This is a genomic window from Bifidobacterium tibiigranuli (assembly GCF_009371885.1).
In the GTDB taxonomy this organism is placed as follows: Bacteria; Actinomycetota; Actinomycetes; order Actinomycetales; family Bifidobacteriaceae; genus Bifidobacterium; species Bifidobacterium tibiigranuli.
Genome location: NZ_QLZA01000010.1, coordinates 1 through 17,086 on the forward strand (window position 1 = coordinate 1; position 17,086 = coordinate 17,086).

At 61.6% G+C, this 17,086-nt stretch carries 15 protein-coding genes and 1 tRNA gene; 5 read left to right on the forward strand and 11 right to left on the reverse strand.

Going from position 1 to position 17,086, the window contains the following annotated elements:
- Positions 1–179 precede the first annotated feature (179 nt).
- Together DDF78_RS09205 and DDF78_RS09210 are read right to left on the reverse strand one after the other, a co-directional pair.
- Positions 180–956, reverse strand: coding sequence for a C40 family peptidase (locus DDF78_RS09205; protein ID WP_152581143.1), 777 nt, complete (start codon positions 954–956; stop codon positions 180–182).
- A 240-nt stretch (positions 957–1,196) separates the two neighbouring features.
- Complete coding sequence (locus DDF78_RS09210) at positions 1,197–2,168, reverse strand: CHAP domain-containing protein (RefSeq protein ID WP_152581142.1); 972 nt, start codon at positions 2,166–2,168, stop codon at positions 1,197–1,199.
- A 296-nt stretch (positions 2,169–2,464) separates the two neighbouring features.
- On the opposite strand from DDF78_RS09210, the gene serC reads away from it, so the two are divergent.
- Positions 2,465–3,607: a phosphoserine transaminase gene (gene serC / locus DDF78_RS09215; RefSeq protein ID WP_152581141.1), complete on the forward strand. Its 1,143-nt coding sequence runs from the start codon at positions 2,465–2,467 to the stop codon at positions 3,605–3,607.
- A gap of 104 nt (positions 3,608–3,711) precedes the next feature.
- On the opposite strand, the gene manA is transcribed toward serC, so the two are convergent.
- Complete coding sequence (manA, locus tag DDF78_RS09220; protein WP_237564627.1) at positions 3,712–5,118, reverse strand: mannose-6-phosphate isomerase, class I; 1,407 nt, start codon at positions 5,116–5,118, stop codon at positions 3,712–3,714.
- A gap of 73 nt (positions 5,119–5,191) precedes the next feature.
- On the opposite strand from manA, the gene DDF78_RS09225 reads away from it, so the two are divergent.
- Positions 5,192–5,446 (forward strand): DUF2530 domain-containing protein, encoded by a 255-nt coding sequence (locus tag DDF78_RS09225; protein WP_152581139.1) that lies wholly within the window; start codon positions 5,192–5,194, stop codon positions 5,444–5,446.
- A 5-nt stretch (positions 5,447–5,451) separates the two neighbouring features.
- On the opposite strand, the gene DDF78_RS09230 is transcribed toward DDF78_RS09225, so the two are convergent.
- Complete coding sequence (locus DDF78_RS09230; RefSeq protein WP_152581138.1) at positions 5,452–6,771, reverse strand: sensor histidine kinase; 1,320 nt, start codon at positions 6,769–6,771, stop codon at positions 5,452–5,454.
- 239 nt (positions 6,772–7,010) lie between these two features.
- Here DDF78_RS09230 and phoU point away from each other — a divergent pair, with 239 nt between their 5' ends.
- On the forward strand, positions 7,011–7,691 hold the full coding sequence (phoU, locus tag DDF78_RS09235) for a phosphate signaling complex protein PhoU (protein WP_152581137.1): 681 nt from the start codon (positions 7,011–7,013) through the stop codon (positions 7,689–7,691).
- A gap of 265 nt (positions 7,692–7,956) precedes the next feature.
- Here the strand turns inward: phoU and DDF78_RS09240 are convergent, their stop codons facing one another.
- From DDF78_RS09240 to lysS, 3 genes are all read right to left on the reverse strand, one after another.
- Entirely contained in the window at positions 7,957–8,703 is a 747-nt protein-coding gene (locus DDF78_RS09240) for a phosphoglyceromutase (RefSeq protein ID WP_152581136.1), read from the reverse strand.
- A gap of 81 nt (positions 8,704–8,784) precedes the next feature.
- Positions 8,785–10,011: a 1,4-dihydroxy-2-naphthoate octaprenyltransferase gene (gene menA, locus DDF78_RS09245; protein ID WP_152581135.1), complete on the reverse strand. Its 1,227-nt coding sequence runs from the start codon at positions 10,009–10,011 to the stop codon at positions 8,785–8,787.
- 277 nt (positions 10,012–10,288) lie between these two features.
- Positions 10,289–11,953, reverse strand: coding sequence for a lysine--tRNA ligase (gene lysS / locus DDF78_RS09250; RefSeq protein WP_162000757.1), 1,665 nt, complete (start codon positions 11,951–11,953; stop codon positions 10,289–10,291).
- Positions 11,954–12,140: 187 nt separating this feature from the next.
- Here lysS and DDF78_RS09255 point away from each other — a divergent pair.
- A tRNA-Pro gene (locus DDF78_RS09255) sits at positions 12,141–12,214 on the forward strand.
- 74 nt (positions 12,215–12,288) lie between these two features.
- Here the strand turns inward: DDF78_RS09255 and DDF78_RS09260 are convergent.
- The 3 genes from DDF78_RS09260 to DDF78_RS09270 form a co-directional block, all read right to left on the reverse strand.
- Complete coding sequence (locus tag DDF78_RS09260) at positions 12,289–13,188, reverse strand: helix-turn-helix domain-containing protein (protein WP_152581133.1); 900 nt, start codon at positions 13,186–13,188, stop codon at positions 12,289–12,291.
- A 325-nt stretch (positions 13,189–13,513) separates the two neighbouring features.
- Positions 13,514–14,554, reverse strand: coding sequence for an NAD(P)-dependent alcohol dehydrogenase (locus DDF78_RS09265; RefSeq protein ID WP_152581132.1), 1,041 nt, complete (start codon positions 14,552–14,554; stop codon positions 13,514–13,516).
- A gap of 51 nt (positions 14,555–14,605) precedes the next feature.
- Positions 14,606–15,874, reverse strand: coding sequence for an MFS transporter (locus DDF78_RS09270; RefSeq protein WP_152581131.1), 1,269 nt, complete (start codon positions 15,872–15,874; stop codon positions 14,606–14,608).
- Between the two features lie 295 nt (positions 15,875–16,169).
- Between DDF78_RS09270 and DDF78_RS12220 the strand changes: the two genes are divergently transcribed.
- The gene (locus DDF78_RS12220) at positions 16,170–16,298 is read left to right on the forward strand and encodes a hypothetical protein (protein WP_272869826.1); all 129 of its coding nucleotides are present in this window, start codon (positions 16,170–16,172) and stop codon (positions 16,296–16,298) included.
- Between the two features lie 369 nt (positions 16,299–16,667).
- On the opposite strand, the gene DDF78_RS09275 is transcribed toward DDF78_RS12220, so the two are convergent.
- A complete protein-coding gene (locus DDF78_RS09275; RefSeq protein WP_024464262.1) occupies positions 16,668–17,069 on the reverse strand; it encodes a VOC family protein in 402 nt (133 codons plus the stop codon).
- Positions 17,070–17,086: the final 17 nt, after the last annotated feature.

Here is a 17,086-nt window from a genome sequence, read left to right on the forward strand (position 1 = left end):
CATACCGGCGACGAGCCAGCCCCGGGCAGCGGCGTCGACTGGAACGAACTGCACGCCAGCACCCCATACCCCAACAACACCAGCTAAAAACCACAGTCTAAACCAACACGTTTGTTCCTATAACCCGAAACGGCATGTCCCCGCGAGGACATGTCGTCAAAATTTCAGCTCCGTTACGTCTACAGCACGCGACGAATCGAATAGCTGCCGACGAAGGCAACCGCAACGCTGGTATAGTCTGTACCCGCACTCGGATTCAGCGCATTGACGACCATGCCATTGCCCACATAGATGCCCGCATGCATGCCATTGGCGATGATATCGCCAGGCATGGCTTGGGCCAGACTGGGAACCGCAGTACCCGCAGTAGCTTGTGCGCCGGAGGAATGGGGCAGCGAAATACCGATGCTGGCAAACACATACTGCACGAATCCAGAGCAGTCCCAACCCGAAGGCGTCGCGCCTCCCCAGGCATAGGGAGCCTTATGCACGAACTGGCCGGCGAAAGACACTACCGAAGCCGCAGAGGCACCGTTCGGCGGTGCAACAGTGAAGCCTTGGCTACTCGCCGAAGATGTCGACAGCGGCTCGCGCTCCGTAGAGCGACTCGCCGCGGCATCTTGCGCCGCCTGCGCTGCAGCCGCCTCAGCAGCTTTGCGTGCCGCCTCGGCGTCCTTTTCGGCCTGCGACTTGGTCTGCGGCACGTTGAGGCCTTGTGTGGCCCAGTCTCCGTCATTGGTGGTCGAGGTGGATTCCTTAAGCAGGTCGCTCTTCGGGTGTACGGCCGTGAAAGAGCGTGAAGACGCCACAATGGCGGAGGACCCGACGCTCGTCGACGAATCTGACGACGCGGAGTCACCGCTCGCTGCGATGGCGGAAGGGGCAAACGCAGTGAGCATCGTGCTCATCGACACGATGGCTACAGCTGCGGATAGAGACTTGCTTTTTTTTATCATCAATTTCTGAAAATAGCATACCTTCCCTACACATCGACGGGGCGTCGTGTCCTATTCGTTGCCATTGCCGGAGACACGCGGCAGGATGCTGCAGTCGGGCCGCTTTGATTCGTCATCGCCTCATGCGGCAACCCTATGCATGCAGACAGAGCCGTCATTGGCTTAGAGCAGTCCAGACGAGGTAGGAAATGGAGCTGGGTCAGCGCGACAGCCGCGCGACGACCAGCAGTGAATCAGTAATCAGTAGTGAATGATGTCGTGCTGCGCGACCTGCTGCGCGCTGTACGTCTTGGAATAGGTCTTGCCATTCATCACCGAACCGCATTCCGAAGTCTCAACCGAGCCATCGGAATTGATCTTCTCGATGATTGCGACATGGCCGTATGCGGCATCGGCACCATCCTGGCCTGCTGCGAACACCATGATATCGCCGGTGTGGCGGGCCTGATGGTCGACCCAATAGCCCAGGGCGCGCGCCGAATTGCCCCACATGTTGCCGTTGCCCATATGCGAGCCGGCGGGCAGCCCCAGCTGATGGCGGCGCACGTAGACCCACCAGGTGCACTGGCTGAACTCGTAGGCGTTGCCGGAGTCTCCTGTGGCGTGATTGGGATCGAACCCTGCTGGCAAAGCGTCATGGTCGCCATCCATCAGCGCAGCGACGGCCGGATTGTTGGCGGTGGAGCGGGACATGCTGTTCACATCCAGGCTGCCGCTCGAATCGCCGAGCTGCCAATTGCCCTCATTGCTGCTGGTCTGTGTGGCGGAAGACGTCTGCGCATCAGCGCCACTCAGCGGCTCGCGATCCTGGGAACGGGATGCGGCCTCGTTGGTGGACACACGTTTGAGCTGCGTGGTCGTCGTTGGCGCATCAGTGGCGGCCAGCGCGCTGTCGGCGGGTTTGGCGAAAGCCATGGCCGTCGCCGCCGTGCCTACGAGGGCAGCCAGCGAGGTCGAAGCGATGATATGCGAGCGTCGTTCCGCAGCACGGGCCGACTCGCGCATTGCGCGGCGCGTAAGCGGAGCCACTTCGTTGATCCTGGCGGCGAGCGCCTGATCGATTTCCACGGCCATCGTGCCCGAAGGCGTCTGAACAAGGGCAGCCTTTGCGGTATGCGTGCCATGCTCCAAGGCGAACAGCCGGCGTGATGCGCCTTCTCGTTGTTCTTTTCCTTGGGAAACCTTGGCCGCCTTATGCGCAGCATGCTTCATACGTGCCCAGCTCCTTATCGGGTTCAGGGTCACGCGGCATGCGGCGACCCGGTACAAGCTCAAGAAGCACCTTACATGGTGGGCTGGTCCAACGCTCGGGCATTCGGCCTGCTCCCCCACGGGCATGTCAGGCGACGCTGCGTAGCGCAAAGGGGCCGAAACAGCGCTCTTACGCCTCTTCAAATGTCTACTGCGTTACAAACCGCCCTCGGCGTGTCTTGAGCTGCAGCCGGGGCATGGCCGAAGCGTGAACAAGCGTCACTGTCGGTGCGCCCACCTTGCTACTCTTGGCAAGTATGTTCAAAACAGTGACGATACCCGAATCCCTACGACCCCACGACGCACGGTTCGGCTCCGGCCCCAGCAAAATACGTCCCGAGCAGATACGCGCGCTTGCGGAAGGAGGTGCCACACTACTGGGCACCTCGCATCGTCAGGATCCGGTGAAGCATCTGGTCGCCTCGATCCGCGAAGGGCTGTCCGACTTCTTCTCGCTGCCGTCCGGATATGAAATCGTGCTGGGCAACGGCGGTGCGAGCGCCTTCTGGGATCTCGCCTGCGCCTCTTTGATTGCGCGCAGGGCCGCATTCGGCAGCTATGGATCCTTCAGCGCCAAATTCGCCCAGTCGGCCTCCTCCGCGCCGTTCCTGGACGACCCGGTGATCTTCGAGGCCGAACCCGGCTCCTACCGCATCCCCGAACGCACCGAACATGTGGACGCCTACTGCTGGGCGCAGAACGAGACTTCGACAGGCGTGGCGGCACCGGCGCGCCGCGTCGAGGGCAGCCTAGAGCAGAAGGCCCTGGTCCTCGTCGATGCGACCAGCGGCGCTGGCGCCCTGCCCGTGGACGTCTCCCAATGCGACGCCTACTACTTCTCCCCGCAGAAGGCCTTCGGCTCGGATGGCGGGCTGTGGGTCGCAGCGCTTTCCCCTGCCGCGATCGACCGCGCCTACAGCCTGGCCGGCGAAGCCGAACGCGACGGCTCGACACGTTGGGTGCCGCCCTTCCTTTCCCTGCGTTCGGCCATCGAGAACTCGCGCAAGGACCAGACGCTCAACACGCCGGCCATCGCGACGCTCATCATGCTTGCCGAGCAGGTCCGCTGGCTCAACGCCAACGGCGGCCTGGCATGGTCCACGGCGCGCTGCGCGCGTTCCGCAAACCTCCTATATCAGTGGGCGCAGGCCAGCGAGTACGCCACGCCGTTCGTAAATGACCCTCAGGCCCGTTCGCATGCGGTCGTCACGATTGATCTGGATGGCGCCATCGACGCCAAGCAGGTGATCGCCGTGCTGCGCGACAACGGCATTCTCGACACGGCCGGATACCGCAAGCTAGGGCGCAACCAGCTACGCATCGGCGTGTTCCCCTCCGTCGAGCCCGACGACGTCGAAGCGCTGATCCGCTGCATCGATTACGTGGTCGAACGCCTCTAGGCGCGTCTTTAGACGGGTCTCTAGGCTTGCTTAGAGACCCGTTACTCGTTAAGACCGGTTAGACGCGCGACCCGTTACCCGTTAGAGGGACCCGTTATGTTCCCTTACCGTTGCGTCGAGGCCGTGATGAACGAGCCATTGGCCGCGAACGGGGCATGGGGCGAGTCGGGGTCGCAATCGACGGCATCGACGCTCAGCCAGCCCTCTTGGGCGGGAATGAACACGGACTGCCCGCGCACCAGCACCCGCTCGTCACTCGCGCTGACGCAATGCACCGCGCCTTGCGTGCACAGCAGCACGCGCGGGCCCTGCTCTCTGGGAACCAGCGGACGCCCGTTGCCGATCTGGCGAACGAGCTTGCCATAACGGCGAATCAGCCGCTCCACCATAGGCCACTGCTGGTGCTGCGCGTCCACATGCCCATAGGAGAGCATGAATTCCTCGAGCTTGGGCTTGTACACCACCACATCGCGCATCATGAGCGCGACCAGATTGGTGGCTGCCGGGTCGATGGGCGCACCTGAACGGCAGTCAAGCGTGCGCAGCAGGCTGGGGATGTCCTTGTGCTTGACGGTCATGCCGGCGCGCAACACATTGTCGGAATTGGTCATGATCTCCGCGCCCGTGCCATGCAGATAGACGTGCGGGGTGCCTGCGGGGATGAACACCGACTCCCCTTCGTCAAGCGTGACCGGATTCAGCATCAGCAGGCTCAGCACGCTGGCGTCGTTCTCGAACGCCCGTGCGGCGATGAGTGCGTGCTCGAAGGCGAGATGCGCGCGCGGGTGGGTGGCCTGGCTCGCTGCGGTTTCCAACGCCGGCAGCAGATCGGCACTCTCGCTGGCGGTTATCGCCGCGTGGAAGGCCCGGAACACCTGCCTTCTTGATTCAGGCCAGACGGAGGCGGCAACCGGCATCATCGCATCCGCCTCCTCGAAGCCCTCCGTGTTGCGCGCCCGCATCGCGAAGCGCGGCGCGAGCGCCTGGGCCATGCGCGCGGCAAGCGGATGGTCGACCAGCCTGAGGTTGCGCAGCATGAAGGGTATCGATGCGAAGCCGACCGAGGCGCTGAACGGCTCCATGGCGACGACCATCTCGCTTTTCGCCACCGGGTCCTTGAAGGAGCGCACCGGCGAATCGAAGGGCACGCCGGCCGCATTCTGCGCGTTGTACCCCGCACGGGCCTCAAAGCCGACCGGATGTACCTGCAGCGACAGCGGAATCCTGGCGGAGATCACCTTCAGCAGATACGGCAGCACCGGACCGAAACGGTCGGAGTTGCGCTGCCCCACCATGCCTTTGGGATCCTCGTGAATCGCATCGGTGACGCTGATTTCGCCGCGCCCGGGAATGCTCAGCGTCGAAGGCCACTGGGGATGCCCGCTGAACCACATCTCGGCCACAGGCCCCTCGAACGGCTGCTCGAACTGCGAGGAGAACATGGCTTGCAGCCGGTCATACGATCCCCAGGCATACTGCTTGACGACAGGACGAATCGGGTACACAGTCATTCCTTTCTTCCTGGCGGACGACGGACTGCATCAAGGTTACCCCGCAGGCCACGGTGCACGCTACAGTGATGATATGAAATTCGCGCCGATCATCAACCCCGACGTTCGCAAGCCGGCACCCAGCGCGGTGCGTGTGGATTTGCGCAAGGTGTTCCTCATCGGCACCGGACTGTGGCTGCTGGCGACCGTCGTCTGCCTGGTGCTCATGGCCTGCGGATTCGCCATGACGCAGCTGCTGATCATCTGCGGCTCCGGCGTTGCCGCTGGCCTGCTGATGCTGCTCTGGGAGCATTTCGATCGGTGGAATTACCGGCGGCTGGGCGAATAGCGCATTCAGCAGGCCAGCGGCAGCATCAAGGTAAACGTGCTGCCCTGCCCGGGCACGCTCCACAAGGTGGCGCTGCCGTGATGCGTCAGCGCCACATGCTTGACGATGGCCAGCCCTAGCCCGATGCCCTCGGCACTGCGGGCATTCTGATTGGCGCCGCGATAGAAGCGTTCGAAGACGCGCGGCTGCTCCGCCTTCGCGATGCCCTTGCCGCGATCGAGCACGCGAATGAGCACCTGCCTGCCGTCCTTGGAACGCTGCGCGGATACGCTCACCGCAGAACCTTTGGGCGAGTACGCCATGGCGTTCTCGACAAGCTTGCGCACGGCGGCGCGAATCTGCTCGCGCTCGCCATTGACGCTCAGCCCGCTCTCGCAACTCACGACAATCGGCGTGCCGAACTGGCTGCTCTCCTCGGCCAGCGTGTCGGCGACCCAGTCCAATTGTTCCTTGACGTCAAGCCGGTTCGATTCGCTTGGTGTGACCGGCTCCTGCGCCTTGATGAGCAGCAGCAGATCGGACACCATATGGCTCAGATACCGGCTCGAAATACGCACCTGCCGGGCATGGGCGCGTATCCATTCGAGATCCGCATCGTCGCGTTCCAGCGCATCGGCCAGCTGCTCGAGATCGCGCTCAGGTGCCAGCAGCTGCTCGGATACGTTCACGATAAAGGAATCGCGCAGCTGGGCGAACCGCTTCAGCTCGCTCACATCGTTGAGCAGCACGACCACGAAATGCTCGTTGATGCGGCCTACGGTGACCTTCAGCCAGTTCGGTCGGCTCACTGCCTGCACATCGTTATTTCGCGCACCCTCAGCAGACGTGTCGCCAGCAGACCCATGGCTCCCGTGGCCGCTGTACTCAGGCGTGTCGTCCGGAAGGCCGACAAATCGCTCCGGCGTGCTCGTCGTGAGATCGAATTGCCGACGGCCTCCCTTGGCGCGAACCAGTCGAATCTGCTCAAGCACGCGTTCGTTGATAATCGCGTCGTCATCCACAACCCCCAGCACATAGGCGTCGGGGGTGGCCCGCACGACGCCATCGGACTCATCCACCACAATCGAAACGGTATTGAGCATCGAAATCAGCGCGGCCGTCGAATCGTCCAGATCGTCGCCCGCCTCATCATCCGCTTGCCAACTTGCCAGCCAGCGACGCAACGATCCAAGGCACTCAGGCAGCACCGAGCCTACGGAACCGAACGCACGCTTCACAAGAGGCCGCAGCCAATCGAGCACCGAGTACAGCGCTACAACGACGATGGCGGCGGCAAGCAGGCCGAACACCGAGAAAATCAGGACGGAGGACATGGTCAGGGGCATGCCCCCCATTCTCCCATATCCCGCCGTGCGCCGTCCCATACGACATGCGACGCGCCGTGGCGGATGCCATATATATGCGCGGCTCCTGGCAGCGGGCAATATGAATGGCAGGTGAACGCCGCGGTGAATTCTGCGACAACAACACCGCACGAAGACATGTCGATGTCGCGCCGAAGGGGTGTTGCCCATACACTGGTACAAGGTAATAGTCGCGAATCCCACAGCAGGAAGGCTGAATTATGCGCGTTATTTTCAACGAGGAGTTGAAGGCCGTGGCGGATGACCTCGACCATATGGCACAGGATGTGCGCAGGGCGATCAACGCTTCGGGCGAGGCATTGCTCAATGCCGATCTGGATGCCGCACAGAATGTCATCGACGGCGACATCAAGATCGATGCGCTGGAAGCCAACATCATCAACCAGTGCGTGAGTCTGCTCGCCAAGCAGAACCCGGTGGCCACCGATCTGCGTGTGGTCGTCTCTTCGATGCGTCTGGCTTCCACATTCGAGCGCATGGGCGATCTGGCCCGGCACATCGCCGAGGCCGCACGCCGCACCTACCCGCTTTCGCCCGTGCCGGACGAAGCCAAGGATCTGTTCGCGCAGATGCGCGATTTCCTCGACAAGACCGCTGACCGCACGGTGAGCATGCTCGCCGACCGCGATGCCGATGTCGCCGAGCAGATCATCCTCGACGACGACATCCTGGATAATCTGCACCACCAGACCTTCTCGATGGTGTTGGACGACTCGTGGACAGGCACAAAGCAGCAGCTCATCGACGTGGTGCTGATCGGCCGGTTCATGGAGCGTCTAGGCGACCACGCCGTTTCGGCCGCGCGTCGCGTGACGTTCATCGTCTCCGGCTTCGACCCCAGCAAGGCCCCCAAGCGCGATGAAGGCACCGACATCGACTGAGCATCATAGCTGACCACATAGCGCGGTCACGCCCATCGCACGAGGCGGATTCCCGACTGTCGGGATTCCGCCTCGTTTGCGTATTCGCGTAGCGTTACCAAGGGCTACTGGAGCGAAAGCGGCGCTGAGTCGCGGGGGCTCGGCACTTTCAATCCAGTAATCAATGTGAAAAACGAAAACCGCTGCTGTCCAATCGACTTGCGATGGACGGCAGCGGTTTTCTGCGTTGAAGCGTTGACGCAGCGTCAGATGCCTCTCAGCGGGCTCACTTCTTGCTCTGGCCCTGCGCGGCGACTGCGGCGGCACCGGCTGCGGCGGCCTCGGGGTCGAGGTACTCGCCACGGGGCTTGATCGGCTTGAAGTTCTCGTCCAGCTCGTAGAGCAGCGGGATGCCGGTCGGGATGTTGACCTTGGAGATCTCCTCCTCGCTCAGGCCGTCGAGCATCTTGACGATGGCACGCAGCGAGTTGCCGTGCGCGGCGATCAGGACGGTCTTGCCGGACTTGAGCTCAGGCTCGATGGCCGACTCCCAGTACGGGGTGACGCGGGCCACGACGTTGGCCAGGGCCTCGGCCTCGGGCACCGGATCGCCGGCGTAGCGGGGGTCCTTGTCCTGGGCGTACGGGTCGTCGGGGTTGATCTCGGGCGGCGGGGTGGCGTAGGAACGGCGCCAGATCATGAACTTCTCGTCGCCGTACTCCTGACGAATCTCGGACTTGTTCTTGCCCTGCAGCGCACCGTAGTGACGCTCGTTGAGACGCCAGCTGCGCTGGACGGGGATCCACAGGCGATCGGCCTCGTCAAGGGCGTAGTTGGCCGTGTTGATGGCGCGACGCAGCAGCGAGGTGAAGACGATGTCGGGAAGGACGTTCTTCTCCTTGAGCAGCTGGCCGCCGTGCTTGGCCTCAGCGACGCCCTGCTCGGTCAGCGGGACATCCACCCAGCCGGTGAACTGATTGGTTTTATTCCATGCGCTCTGACCGTGTCGGAGCAGTACTAGTTTGTAAGACATGCCCCAATCATAATGTGCATCGGCGACACTGTGGGCAGTATCACACTCCGGCACGCGTACACGCTCACATGAGAGAGGACGCTACATGAGATACAAGGTACCGAAGGCAAAAGCCAGTGCAAGCGAAGAGAAGGCGCATAACGGCAAAGCCCCGCGATATTTCTCCCGGTGCACGCAAATCGCAGCCGCCAGGCACACGATGCAGGCCAGCGCAAACGCCACGGCAGTCACCACGAACAAATGCTGCGTATACGCGACATGCGAATAATCGCATACCTCCCTGCCCACGAAATCACTCGGCGAAGCGTATTGCCAGCCGCACGCATTATCGACTTCCTCAGCGGCAGCAGTCCAAGGATGACCCATGGCGAACTCCGCCGCCAGCATCAGCGCCGGTACCACAATCAGCATCTCGGTGAACTTTTTCCCGCCGCTTCTGCCCATGCGCACCACCCATGTGCGCTTGCCGTGCGCCGCATCATCATCGATGTCGCGCAGATTATTGACGGACAATACCGCGACGGCAAGCAGTCCTTGCGCGATGGCGACCCAGATGACGACATGCGGCACCGTGTCGGACAGCGCATACGACGTGCCGCAGGTGGCAATCAGGCCGAAGAATGCGAACACCGAGATCTCGCCCCAGCCGTGATAGCCGTACGGATACTTGCCGCCGACATAGAACCAGCCAGCCACGATGCACGCCACGCCAAGCGCGAGGAGCCACCAATGGCCGGTAAGCGCGATGATCGCCAGACCGCATGCGCAGGCGAGCGCCGCGCTGATGCCTGCAGCGGCAAGCACCTTCTTCGGCGCAACACCCGACGCGACGAGGCGCGATGGGACCTGCCTGCGTTGTGCGCCTTCGAAATCTGCCAATTCCCTGTCCAACTGTTGAGACTGGGCTTGAACTTGGGATTGGGATTGGTCTGTACCGGACTGGCCTGCACCGTCAGCAGCATCTGCCAAAGAAACGCCTTGCATGCCTCGCCCGCTGTCGACCCCGCGCACGCCATCCGAGTAATCGTTGGCGAAATTCGCGGCGATCTGCAGGAAAACCGCAACGCCTGCGCACAGCAAGGTCACGGCAATGTACCAGCCGTGGGAGGTCAGGCACCGGCCGTAGTTGCTGGCCAGATCGAGGCTCGGCCTACCACCGAACACCGGGCACGGCCTATGGTCATATGACCCGCCGTATACGCCCTCAAACACGGTCTGCCACATCGTCATAGCGGCGGCGATAACAGGAGCCAGCCCCAGCGGCAGGGTTTTCGGCCGCGCCCCTTGTATCCACAATCCAAGCTTCATGGCTCCCCACCATACGCCGAGGGCAGGTTCGTCACGAGTCTTTCGCACATCCGCACACCGTCCGGCGCCTTCTGCCTTACGCCATCCCCCGTTCTGCGCCATCCCCATATAATCACAACTCGCGGCTTTGCGTCGCTTTTTGTACGTTAGCGCAAAGCTACCGTGCAAAAAGCGACGCGGAACGGCCGCAAAACGTTACGAAACGTACGTCAGCCTCGCGGTAGCGTACAAAAGGCAACGCAGTACGTGCTGACGTACGGAATGCACCGGCAGCAGCCTAGAAGTTCATCGGCTTGACGAGCGGGAAGGTGATGGTTTCGCGGATCGTCGCGCCAGTCAAAGCGATAAGCAGACGGTCGACGCCCATGCCCATGCCTCCTGCCGGGGGCATGCCCACGCCGAGGGCTTCGAGGAAGTCCTCGTCGATATCCATGGCCTCCTCGTCGCCGGCCATCGCATCACGCGCCTGGGCGACTAGGCGCTCGCGTTGCACGACCGGGTCATTGAGCTCGGAATAGCCGGTGGCGAGCTCAAAGCCGCGCACGTAGAGATCCCATTTCTCGACCATGCCCGGCTTGGAGCGGTGGGCCTTGACCAGCGGGCTGGTCTCGACCGGGAAATCGCGCACGAAGGTCGGCGCGTAGAGCTTATCCTCGTAGAAGTGCTCCCACAGATGCTCCACGAGCTTGCCGTGGTTCTCCACCTCGTCGCGCTCAACGCCGAGTCTGTCGGCAATCGCGCCAAGATGCTCAACCGAGGTTTCCGGCGTGATTTCCTCGCCGAGAGCTTCGGAAAGCGAGCCATACATGCTGATCTGCTTCCATTCGCCACCGAGATCGTACTCAGTGTCGTCCAGCAGCGTGACGGTCGTGGAGCCGAAAACGTCCATAGCAGTCTTCTGGATGAGCTCCTTGACGAGCTTGGCGATGGTGTCGTAGGTGCCGTAGGCCTGATAGGCCTCGATCATGGTGAATTCCGGGGCATGCGTGGCGTCGACGCCCTCGTTGCGGAAGTTGCGGTTGATCTCGAACACGCGGTCGATGCCACCCACGAGGCAGCGCTTGAGGAAGAGCTCGGGCGCGATGCGCAGGAACAGGTCGATGTCGAAGGCGTTCATATGCGTGGTGAACGGGCGGGCCGCAGCGCCGCCGTGGATGGTCTGCAGCATCGGGGTCTCCACCTCGATGAAATCATGCTCGTCGAAGGTGCGGCGCAGCGAGGACACGGCCTTGGAGCGGTTGCGCACCATGTTGCGTATCTTCTCGTCGGCGATCATGCCGATATACGGCTTGCGCGTGCGCGTGTCGTCGCCCAGCTCCTTGTGCAGGGCGGGCAGCGGCTGCAAGGCCTTGGCGGCGATGCTCCATTCGGTGGCGAAGACCGACAGCTCGCCGGTTTTCGACGCAATGACGCGGCCGCGAAGATACAGATGATCGCCCAGATCGACCAGCTGCTTGAACTGCTTGAGTGAATCCGCGCCGATTTCCCGCTTGGCGATCATGCCTTGGATCTTGGTGCCGTCACCTGCGCACAGCTGCACGAAGCACAGACCGCCGGCGTTGCGGATGAAGAGCACGCGGCCCGCGATGCCGACCATATCCTCGGTCTCCTCGCCCGGCTGCAACGTGCCGTCATACTTGGCGCGCACGTCTTCGATGCGGTCGCTCACGTCAAGATGGACCGGATAGGGCTGCAGGCCCTCCTTGAGCATCAGCGCACGCTTAGCCACGCGCATCTGCACCTGCTCCGGGTGCGCGAGCGGGCCGTACGTATCGTTGCTCGGGTCAATCGCCTCATCGAGGCTCGCACCGCCGTCGATTGCATTGCGAATGCTCTCATCTTGCTGCAGCAGCATATGCGCCCGCTCGACGGTGGTCATCGCGGAAGCCTGTTCGGCGCTCTCTTCGGTCATTGCGCCAACGGTCTCAGTCGTTTCACTCATAACGCACCACTCTAACCAAGTGCCGATACACGAGGACGATGGCATGAACGCAAATGCAGCAGTCCCGCGGAATAATGCATCATTGGCGACATGTATCGTCGGCAATTGATACGAATGGTGCATTAGGTTCGACACTCCGCTTTGCCATGTCCGCCTGCGAGATGTAGTATTGCCCACGTTGCCAAAACGGGCTGTAGCGCAGCTTGGTAGCGCGCCTCGTTCGGGACGAGGAGGCCGCGAGTTCAAATCTCGCCAGCCCGACAACTTAGGCGGATTGTTGAACTATCAACAATCCGCCTTTTCGACTTTCTATCGCAGACAGATCTGCTGCTGCGTCACCGCGGCGAATAGTTCTTGCGGTAGGCGGAGGGCGTCAGACCGGTCTCTTCCAGGAAGCGCCGGTTGAAGTTTGAGGCGTTCGAGTAGCCGCTCATCCGCTGTATGCGTGCAACCGGCATATCCGTGCACGACAGGAGCCGGCAGGCGCGTCCGATGCGCAGCCGGCGCACGAAGTCGGCGAAGCCGATGCCGGCCACGCGCTTGAAGAACCGCGAGAAGGTGGAAGGGCTCATGGAGGCGGCGTCGGCGGCATCCTGAAGACTGACCTCGTCCAGATGCTTGGAGATATAGGAAATAGCGGCGTTGATGCCGTCTTCGGCGCCGACCGCCACCATCGGATTGTATTCGGGCGTCACCAGCGTGCGCGATTCATCGGGCGAGGCGTGTTCGAATATCGAGAGTATGGCGATCAGATCGGCCACACGACGGTCCTCGTCATGCTCCCCCATCGCAACCAGCAGATCCGCCGCCTGACGGGCAGACTCGCCAGACAGCACCACGGCATGCAAGGCGCGGCGCAGCACCTGCTCGAATCCGGCGGTCTCAGGGAATACGGAGGACAGCATGCGAATGGTCTGCGGGCGCACATGGCACAGCACGTCGCGATGCGCGAGCCGCTCGCCAGGGCGAATATCCGAGATCCAGTTATGCGGAAGATTCGAGCCGATCAAGGCCACATGGCCGGCTTCGAACGACATCAGGCCATCGCCCGCCATGAACTGGCCGCTGCCTTCGCGAATGAGATGAATCTCGATCTGCGGATGATAATGCCACTTCGCCAGCGAATTGGGGTAGCCGTGGCTAGTCCAGCGGATGGCCGTTCCCCCATCGGGGACGATCACCTCAAGCGAGCCTGAGTCAGGTCGCCCGCCGACATTGCCTGGAAGCGAACTCATTATCAATTCTCCATCATCGCGCTCAACGCTGTAACACCTTGCCGCCACCACTGTATCGCGTATCGGCGTGGCGCAACAGACTCGTTGCGACCAGCGAAACAGTCCGTACTCCCCCATAACCCCTATAGCCCAGCTTGGTAAACGCCACAACCCGCAACCACAGACGCCACAACCATAAACAGCGGGGATGCCCGCTCCCTAATATATATTGAGAACGAGCATCCCCGCTGTAATGGCTAGGCAATAACGCCGGCCACCGGCAACCAGTAAGACAACAATCAACTACCAGCTATCAGCAAGCCAGCATTCGACCATCTGGCTGCAATCAGTCGCGGTCGACGGTGATCTGCAGCTTGATGTCTCCCGGGCGTCCTTCGTCCATGCGGTCGAAGGCGACCTTGGTATCCTTCATCGCGAAGGTCTCGGTGATGAAGGGCTTGAGGTTGAGCTTGCCGCTGGCGACCAGATCGATGGCCTTCTGGTACACGTTGGCGTAGCGGAAGATGTTTTCGATGCGGACCTCGGTGGCCTGCAGCTCGGTGATGTCGATCTTGACCGGATCGACCGGGATGCCGACGAGCACAGCCGTGCCGCCAGGCGCGATGAGCTTCCAGAAGGTCTCGTAGGCCTTCGGGGCGCCGGAGCACTCGAACGCCACGTCGGCGCCCCAGCCTGCGGTCTCCTCGCGCACGCGCTCGACCAGGTCCTCCTTCTTGAGATCCACCGGGATGATGCCGGGGATCTGGCCGATGATGCCGAGCTTGATGTCGGAGATGTCGGAGACGAACACCTTGGAGGCGCCGCCGGCGAGCGCGGCAGAGGCGGTGAGCATGCCCACAGTGCCAGAGCCGGTCACGACGCACACATCGCCGGGCTTGATGCCGGCCTTGGTCGCGGCCCACATGCCCACGGCGGTCGGCTCAAGCAGCGCGCCTTCGCCGAAGCTCACGGACTCGGGCAGGTGGTAGGTGAACGCGGCCGGGTGGATGACCTCGTCGCACAGGCAGCCGTCAACCGGCGGGGTGGCGAAGAAGCGCACGGCCGGATCGACGTTGTACATGCCCATGCGGCTGGCACGCGACATCATGTCGGGGATGCCGGGCTCCATCGCGATGCGGTCGCCGGGCTTGAAATCAGTGACGCCGGGGCCGACTTCGAGCACGGTGCCCGAGGCCTCATGGCCGATGATCATCGGCTGCTCGACCACATACTTGCCGACGCGACCGTGTGTGTAGTAATGCAGATCGGATCCGCACACGCCTACGGTATGCGGCGCGATGCGCAGCTCGCCGGGGCCGGGGGCCTTGACGTCCGGGACCTCGCGAATGTTGATGACACCCTGCTTTTCGAGAACAGCAGCCTTCATGATAACTCCTTTGTTTGGGTTGAAATTGATTGGTTTGGTTGGGTGCGGTTGTTACGCCGCAAGTTTTTTGCTTCTGCGCGACTTGCGCTCTGGCATGCCGGGCTGGTTGGGACGAATCCAGAAGGACATGATCGAGCCGCCGATGTAGCAGATCGCGTACGCCCAGCACACGCCGGCGAAGCCGACGGTCTGCAGCAGAAGCGTGGCGATGAACGGACCGCAGAAGGTGGTCAGGCCAGAGGCGAGGTTGTTCGCGGAGACCGCAGCGCCCTTGTGCTCAGGTTCGAGCGCGGGGAACACGGCGCCCATCGGCACGAAGGCGGAGATGCCCATGCCGAGCACCACGGCGCACAGATACATCAGCGGCATGTTATGGCCGAAGTACAGCGGCACATAGTACATGGCGAGCGTGCCGATGGCGCACAGCCAGCAGCCCCACCAGCGCATCTGGCCCATCCAGCCGAAGCGGTCGCCCGTGCGGCCCCAGAACACGTTGCCGAAGACGGTGACCAGGAACAGCAGGCCCCAGATGGTGGACCACTCGGTGACCTTGAACAAGGCGAGGCCGCCGTTGTTGTGCGTGGCGAGGTAGAGCGGCATGATGACCGGGAAGCCGTACAGCGTGAGGTTGCAGATGACGCGCAGGATGGCGGCAAGGGCGATCTGGTGGTTGTCCTTGAGAATCGTGACGCCGCGGGCGAGCTCGCGCATCTTGTCGGAGCTGCTCATCGTGTCGAGCTTGTCGTTATGGGTCTTGGGCACGAAGAACAGGCAGATGGCCGTGCCGATGGCCGAGAACACGAGCGAGAACCACAGCGTATGGTATTCGCCGATCAAGGGGACGATCCATGCCGGCAGATAGGCGCCGAACACGCCGATGCCGAAGGAATAGGCGGTCCAGAACCAGCCTAGCGCCGAGGACAGCTTGGCTGGATCAACGGTCTGGACGAGCAGCACCACGAAGGAGTAGATGAACAGCGGGTAGCCCATGCCTCGCAACATGTACGAGACGAGCATGAGCCAGAAGATGTGGCTCGGAAGCGCGATGCCGACGAACACCAGATGCAGAATGATCCATGACGCAGCGCCGATGAGCATCATGCGCTTGGGTCCGAATAGCTCGGACAGTACGCCCGAGGACCAGCCCGCGAGAGCCGCCACCAGACCGTACATCGTGAACATCAATGACGCCTGCGACGAGCTGAATCCCTGATCCACGACGTACTTGGACAGGAACGTCAGCTCGAACCCGTCTCCCGTCATGAATACCGCGACTGCTAGGAACCCCGGCAGCAGTTTGCGCACCAATCCTTGTGCCATTACCTTTTCCTTACGTTGTTCAGAACCTCGTTATTCCGTATCGCCCTTCATTGGAGCGGTGATACCAGTTTCCGCCCGGAAATGACGCTGCTTTGGCGTGCATGTCACCAAGAATTAATACTTTTTTGCAATCGCTGTTTTGCGGTGTGAGCTCTTTCACATTTGATGAACCACGCGAAACATGCCCTTTACACAACAGGCTAGCAGAAGTCGTCGCGCGCGGCTATATTGGGAGCCATCAGCCGGAAAGCCCGACTGAAGCGCCAAATGGCGCGGCAACGAAAGGAAATTCACTATGATGAACAAGAAGAGCTTCATGGCTGCCGTGATGCGTGGTTTCGAAGTCAGCGGTATGAGCGCCCTGTCCCAGGCCGGCTACAGCGAGTCCGTCGTCAACGCCATCGAGACCATCGAAACGCGCTGAAAAGTATATAATCAATAATTGAACAAGAAGTAATGATGTATCAATAAAGTGCCGAAGTCGGGCACGTGATGCAGAAGCCGGACAACGGCGTCCCCTTCCATGTATTTGTTTTATCTTTTCGTATTTTCAGTTTTCATATTTTCTTAAGTATTCCTGCCGCTGCTGTGCCTACAGCGATATATCCAGCGCTATCTCAGACCGTCACTATTCCCGCATGATTGCCGGGGCACTGCGGGTTTTGTGATGTTTGGGACGCCTGAGACGTCACGGCTCCCGCTGCGTATATGGAATAGTGCGGGAGTCGTGACGTTTCAAGCGGCTATCCGAGGATTGCCGGCCGGTCGCTTGGATACTGGGCTACTTGACTACTTACTTGACGATCTGGCAGAACTCGATCGTCTCGCCGTTGGGGCCGTAGATGTTGAAGTAGCGGATGCCCTTCTCCCAGAACGTCGGAATCGACTGGATCTCGGTGTCCTTGAAGTTCAGGCCCAGCTCCTGCGCGTTCTTGAACGCCGCCTCGATGTCCGGGGTGTCGAACGCCCAGTGGTTGATGGCGCCGGTGGTCATCGGGGCTGGATCGCCCTCCCACGTCTCGATGGTCAGGTGGCCGTAGCGCAGGAACGCGCAACGGTTCTCGCCATTGTGGAACAGCCCGGCCAGCTCGAAACCGAGCGTTTCGGTGTAGAACTTGATCGTCTCGTCCAGATCCTTGGCAGGCATGCCGGAATGCTGGAAATCGGTCGTAAAACGAGTCATTGGTGAAGCCATGATGACACTCCTTCGTA

What these genes read in the sequence shown, in the direction of transcription:
- DDF78_RS09205 (WP_152581143.1), bottom strand. Translation starts at nt 956, where the DNA reads ATGATAAAAAAAAGCAAGTCTCTATCCGCAGCTGTAGCCATCGTGTCG.
- DDF78_RS09210 (WP_152581142.1), bottom strand. Translation starts at nt 2,168, where the DNA reads ATGAAGCATGCTGCGCATAAGGCGGCCAAGGTTTCCCAAGGAAAAGAA.
- serC (WP_152581141.1), top strand. Translation starts at nt 2,465, where the DNA reads ATGTTCAAAACAGTGACGATACCCGAATCCCTACGACCCCACGACGCA.
- manA (WP_237564627.1), bottom strand. Translation starts at nt 5,118, where the DNA reads ATGACTGTGTACCCGATTCGTCCTGTCGTCAAGCAGTATGCCTGGGGA.
- DDF78_RS09225 (WP_152581139.1), top strand. Translation starts at nt 5,192, where the DNA reads ATGAAATTCGCGCCGATCATCAACCCCGACGTTCGCAAGCCGGCACCC.
- DDF78_RS09230 (WP_152581138.1), bottom strand. Translation starts at nt 6,771, where the DNA reads ATGCCCCTGACCATGTCCTCCGTCCTGATTTTCTCGGTGTTCGGCCTG.
- phoU (WP_152581137.1), top strand. Translation starts at nt 7,011, where the DNA reads ATGCGCGTTATTTTCAACGAGGAGTTGAAGGCCGTGGCGGATGACCTC.
- DDF78_RS09240 (WP_152581136.1), bottom strand. Translation starts at nt 8,703, where the DNA reads ATGTCTTACAAACTAGTACTGCTCCGACACGGTCAGAGCGCATGGAAT.
- menA (WP_152581135.1), bottom strand. Translation starts at nt 10,011, where the DNA reads ATGAAGCTTGGATTGTGGATACAAGGGGCGCGGCCGAAAACCCTGCCG.
- lysS (WP_162000757.1), bottom strand. Translation starts at nt 11,953, where the DNA reads ATGAGTGAAACGACTGAGACCGTTGGCGCAATGACCGAAGAGAGCGCC.
- DDF78_RS09260 (WP_152581133.1), bottom strand. Translation starts at nt 13,188, where the DNA reads ATGAGTTCGCTTCCAGGCAATGTCGGCGGGCGACCTGACTCAGGCTCG.
- DDF78_RS09265 (WP_152581132.1), bottom strand. Translation starts at nt 14,554, where the DNA reads ATGAAGGCTGCTGTTCTCGAAAAGCAGGGTGTCATCAACATTCGCGAG.
- DDF78_RS09270 (WP_152581131.1), bottom strand. Translation starts at nt 15,874, where the DNA reads ATGGCACAAGGATTGGTGCGCAAACTGCTGCCGGGGTTCCTAGCAGTC.
- DDF78_RS12220 (WP_272869826.1), top strand. Translation starts at nt 16,170, where the DNA reads ATGATGAACAAGAAGAGCTTCATGGCTGCCGTGATGCGTGGTTTCGAA.
- DDF78_RS09275 (WP_024464262.1), bottom strand. Translation starts at nt 17,069, where the DNA reads ATGGCTTCACCAATGACTCGTTTTACGACCGATTTCCAGCATTCCGGC.